The organism is Acidimicrobiales bacterium (assembly GCA_035531755.1).
Lineage (GTDB): Bacteria > Actinomycetota > Acidimicrobiia > Acidimicrobiales > UBA8190 > DATKSK01.
Genome location: DATKSK010000006.1, coordinates 1 through 5,115, shown reverse-complemented (window position 1 = coordinate 5,115; position 5,115 = coordinate 1). Strand labels below are relative to the sequence as shown.

General features: G+C 73.2%; 4 protein-coding genes. 1 reads left to right on the top strand and 3 read right to left on the bottom strand.

The annotated features are described in order from the left end of the window. From VMV22_01420 to VMV22_01410, 3 genes are all read right to left on the bottom strand, one after another. Positions 1 to 263: hypothetical protein (locus VMV22_01420; protein ID HUY20977.1), on the bottom strand; the 263-nt coding region annotated here is incomplete at its 3' end. A 320-nt stretch (positions 264 to 583) separates the two neighbouring features. Then, complete coding sequence (locus VMV22_01415; protein ID HUY20976.1) at positions 584 to 940, bottom strand: hypothetical protein; 357 nt, start codon at positions 938 to 940, stop codon at positions 584 to 586. 157 nt (positions 941 to 1,097) lie between these two features. Beyond that, on the bottom strand, positions 1,098 to 1,808 hold the full coding sequence (locus VMV22_01410; protein HUY20975.1) for a hypothetical protein: 711 nt from the start codon (positions 1,806 to 1,808) through the stop codon (positions 1,098 to 1,100). Between the two features lie 314 nt (positions 1,809 to 2,122). Here VMV22_01410 and VMV22_01405 point away from each other — a divergent pair. Continuing rightward, on the top strand, positions 2,123 to 5,115 hold a 2,993-nt coding region (locus tag VMV22_01405; protein HUY20974.1), incomplete at its 3' end, for a hypothetical protein.

The window sequence follows — 5,115 nt, the reverse complement described above, 5'->3', positions numbered from 1 at the left end:
TCGTCGGTGACCGGGCCTGCGTCGACGGGGACGGTCGCCGCCGGGGACGGCGTGGCCTCGACCTCGACCTCGACCTCGGTCGCCGTCGCGGACTCGATCGACCTGACGGGGCGCAGGGGGTCGTCGCCGGCCCAGTGTCGGCCGTCCCAGAACCGGAGCCAGACACCGCCCGTCGTGTCGGGGTACCACCCGGCAGGGGGAAGGGCCTGCCCACCTGCAACCGAGCGCGCCCTCGCGTCCTCGTGCACCAGTACCTGGGTCATGTCGGACCCCCTTGCCTCCTGCCTGTCTGTGCAGGCTCCCTCTCGGCACATCGCGGGGCCTGGGCCCGTCCGGGCCCACGTGCCACTGAGGACACCATGCGCCTCTGCGTGGGCAGGACAGTAGAGCCGATGGTCCCAACCGGAGCCGCGGATCACCGCGGCGGACCGACGGACGGACGCAGGTGTATGCGTGAATGGTCGGCTCGGAACCCAGCCGACACGGCACCAGGAAACCCCCGCCGGTACCGACGGGGGTTTCCCCTTCACCCGAACGGGCACGCCACGACCACGTCACCGCTCGTGCGGCGACGGCAGCGTGGCTATGCGGCCGTCGTCTTGCGCGTGGTGCTCGGCGCCGCCCGGTGCGGGCGCGTCGCCCTCGGCGCCGCGGCCTTCGGGGTGGGCGTCGGCCGCACCGTCTTCGGCATGGCCGACATGACGGCGGCGCGCGTCTGCGCCAGCATCTTCTGCGCGAACTCACGCTGGGTCTTCAAGGCCTCCTCGGTGAAGTCGAAGATCCCCTTCACCAGGTCGCGGACTGCGGGCATCTCGACGGGTGCCAGCTCGCCGACGGCCTTGGCCCACGAGCGGCCGGCTTCGAGCAACGCCTCCTCACTCCTGCGGAAGAACTCGAAGACCTCCTTCTCGAACTGTTCGGTCTCATGGAGGGTTGCCATCGGGGCGCCTCCTTCCTGCGGGGACACAGCCCCGCCAATCCCAGCGTGAGCCGAGGCACGGCCCGCCGACAGGGTCCAAGGACCCTTGCCGCTCCCGGGTGTCACCCGTGGAGCGAGGGCCGCCCGTGGCGTGCCGGCCGCGGCACCGGGTGCGACCTCAGGACCACGCCGCGGCTTCGGCGGCGACGTCGCGCGTCGCCGCCACGGCTTGGGCGACGGTCAACGGAGACGGCGCCGCGGGCCCGGTGGGCGGCTGGGTCGCCATCGTCGTCGGCCACCCGGACGTGTCCTGCCCGGTTGCGCTGCGGACTTGCAGCTCGACGACCAGGCCGTCGGCCCGAGCCCGCACCACCGTGACCTCACTGCCGTCGGCCACGCTGTTCGTGAGCAGGACCGACCCGTGGCCGAGGGCCGTGCGCACCGGGCTGTCGCCGACGAGGGGGAAGCTCCCGTCGTTCAGGGCCCGGCGGAGCTGGAGCACGCGCAGGAACGCCCCGTCCCCGGCCGCGTCGTGCAGCGACACCTCGCGGTCGACGACGCACCCGGCGGTGGCGAACTCGCGTACCGCCGCGACGGTGAACCCGTGGCCGAGGAGGGTGCTGACGCGGTCGCCCAACGCCGTGGCCCGGGTCGACGGCGAGCGCTCGACCCCGGCGTTCTCGGGCTCGAAGTCCGACGCGCCGGTCGTGTCGGGGAGCCAACCCCCGGCGGGGGCGGTCGCCGGCGTCCGGGGATCGAGGCACCCGACGGGACCCGACGGCCCTCGGGGCGGGCTCGACGTCGATCGGGTGGCGGTGCCGCCGGTGGCGCCGCACGCGGCGCACAGCGCAGCGAGGACCGCGAGGGCGAGACGTCGGCGCCGGGGCACGGCGGCATTCTCACAGCCCTGTCCGGTCGGCGAGGCGCGCGAGGCGGCGAGCCGTGCCCGGCGCCGGGTCCTTCGTCGATTCTGCCGGGTCCTTCGTCAATTCTGCCGGGTCCTTCGTCAATTGTGAGGAAGGACCGGGGGGTCGCGCGTGGCTATCGTGGGGCTCGCGCCGATTCCGGGCGCCGGCCGAAGGAGGCCCCCCGTTGGGAACGCGTCGTCCGGGCAACCGTCGCTGGGCGCCGACCGGGTCCGCCGCCAGGCTCGGTCTCGTATCGCTCATTGTGGGCGCCGGATGTTTTGCAGGCGCATTGGGCGTGGTCATCGGTGCAGCCGCGAGCACGCAACCTGCTGACTGGGCCACGCAACAGAGCTTCCCTATCGCGCAGTACAGCTATGCCGCCATCACGTGCGCCGACCAGACGCACTGTCTTGCCGTCGGCAGGCAGATCACGTCCGGTGCCGGCGCTGTCGTCACCACATCCGACGGCGGTGCCCACTGGAGCCCGCAGAGCGTGCCCGGTGGCACGGGGGCGCTCTCGGGCGTGGCGTGCGCGTCGGCCTCGGACTGCTGGGCGGTGGGAAGCGACCCGAGCTTCGTCGACGGGATGGTCCTGTCCACGACCGACGGCGGGCAGACGTGGAGCACCCGGGGCGTGCCGAGTGGCACCGGCCCGCTCTCCTCGATCTCGTGCCCGTCGGGCTCCGCGTGCGTGGCGGTGGGCGCCAATTTCCCGGACTTCGTGGGGGGTACGGGCAGCACCGGCAACAGCGGCACGGGGAGCACCGGCAACAGCGGCACGGGGAGCACCGGCAACAGCGGCACGGGCAGCACCGGCAACAGCGGCACGGGGATGACCGGTGGCACGGGCCCGGGCGCCTTCTTCCTCTCGGGCACCGGCGTCGCCCTCTCCACCACCGACGGCGGGTCCACGTGGAGCTCGGCGACACTGCCGAGCGCCACCGGCCCCCTCCAGGGCGTGTCGTGCGCGTCGAGTGCGGACTGCTGGGCGGTGGGCAGCGATCCCACCGCCACCACCGGCCTGGTGCTGTCCACGACGGACGGTGGGCGCCACTGGGGCGGTCAGGCGCTCCCGGCCGCGGTCGGGCCCCTGTCCGCGGTGGCATGCACGTCCACCTCGGACTGCCGGGTGGCGGGCACCACGCCGATTGCCGGGAACGGCGTGCTGGTGGGGATGATCGTCGGCACCACCGACGGTGGGTCCACGTGGACCGGCGGGAACCTTCCCAACGGCACCGGCCCGTTGACCTCCCTGTCGTGCACGTCGAACAACCAGTGCTGGGCCGGCGGCAGCGGCTTCACCGGTGGTGACGGCGTGGTCGTCGCCACCACCGACGGGTCCGCCTGGGTCCCGCAGGCGCTACCCCCCGGCACCGGTCCCCTCGCGGGGCTCACCTGCGCGTCCACGTCGCACTGCTGGTCGGTGGGCGGGAACCCCTTCGTCGGCTTCCCGTTGACCGGCGCGTCGGTGCGGGCCGCCCGTTCCGGCCACGCAGCCCGGGTCTCGGCGGCGGCGATCTCCGGGTCGCCCCGTCCGAGCTCGACGATCGGGTTCGCCTACGGATCAGCGGGAATGATCGTGGCCACCACCGACGGTGGCACCACGTGGACGACCCAGACCGTCTCGTCGAGCGGCCTGACGAGCCTGTCGGCGATGTCGTGTCCCGATGCCGTGCACTGCTGGGCGCTGGCCACCGACTCCACGGGGGCGCCGGTCGTGCTGGCGACCACCGACGGCTGGAAGACGGCGAGCACCGAGAGCCTGCCGTCGGGGATCGACCTGCCGTCCGACATCACGTGCGCGACCACCTCCGACTGCTGGGTGGTGGGGGCACAGGTCGACATCACGCAGACGAGTGTCTCCGAGAGCGGCGTCGTCCTGGCCACGACCGACGGCGGGACGACGTGGACGCCGCAGTCGTTGCCCATCGGAACGGGACTGCTCGCCGGCGTGGCGTGCGCCTCGAGCTCGGACTGCTGGGCGGCGGGGTACGACCTCTTCAGCCAGGTCGGGACCGTCGTCGCCACCACCGACGGCGGGGCCACCTGGAGCGCGCAGACGCTGCCGAACGGCACCGGGGTGCTCGCCGGCGTGGCGTGCGCCTCGAGCTCGGACTGCTGGGCGGTCGGGAGCCAGCCGTTCGGATCCGCCGGCGAAGTCGTCGCCACCACGGACGGCGGTGCCGCCTGGGCCCTCCAGTCCGTCCCGCGCGACTCCGGGCCGTTGTCGGCGGTGTCGTGCCCCTCCGCCACCACGTGCTGGGCCATCGGGAGCCCCTACAACGGCAGCGGGGTCCTGGCCACCACCGATGGCGGCACGACGTGGGCAACGCAGCTCCTCCCCTTCGGGGTGGGAGGCCTGTCCGACATCTCGTGTCCCACCACCAGTGACTGCTGGGCGGTCGCAGGGTCGGTGAACTATTTCCCCGGGGTCTTCGTGCCCCCGATCGCGTTCGGCGGCAGTGGCGTGATCGTGGCCACCACCGACGGTGGGAGCCTGTGGAGCGTCCAGGGTGTGCCGACCGATGTCGTGGCCGTGTCGGGGGTGTCGTGCCCGTCGGCGACGGCGTGCTGGGCGGTGGGCGAGACCCAGACCGATTTCTCCGTCCTGACGGAGCTCGGCGTCACCGTCACCCCAACGACCACGCTGCCGCCGCCCGTCACGGTCCCCACCAACGGCGCCACTCCCTATGAGCTGTACTGCCCGGGCACGCCGGTGGGGAACATCGTCCTCAACGACGTCGTCACCACCGCCCAGGTCTCACCGGCCGACCCGTCGGCCGGCCAGCAGTTCACCGTCGTCGACTACCAGACCCAGGTGCCCCTCCCGTCGTCGATCTCGTCGGCGGCCGCCGCCCTCGGCAACAGCGACATCGCCGGCACGGCGCTGAGCACCGTGGACGTCACCGGCGCCACGCCGAGCTCGATCTCGAGCGGCCCGATGTCGTTCGACGTCCCGCTGCCGAGCCCGGTCCCCAGCACCGGCCTCCTGCTGGTGATCCCGCCGACGGCGGGCACGGTGGGGCCCTTCACGGCGTCGGGCGGGCCGATCACCGTCACCCAGGACAAGAAGGCGCAGCTGACCCTGAACGTGGCGGGCAGCTCACTGAACCTGACCTGCTCGGCGTACCCGAACAACAGCGAGCCGACGGGCATCACGTCGCGCGCCCCGTCGGGGTCCCCGCAGGCGCCCACGATCGCCACGGCATCGGGTCCGGGCACCACCACGACGGTGGCCCCCCCCACCACCCTCGGGCCCACCACGACCGTGACGTCGACCACCACCGA

Coding starts and splice junctions, on each gene's coding strand:
- VMV22_01415 (HUY20976.1), bottom strand. CDS start 940: ATGGCAACCCTCCATGAGACCGAACAGTTCGAGAAGGAGGTCTTCGAG.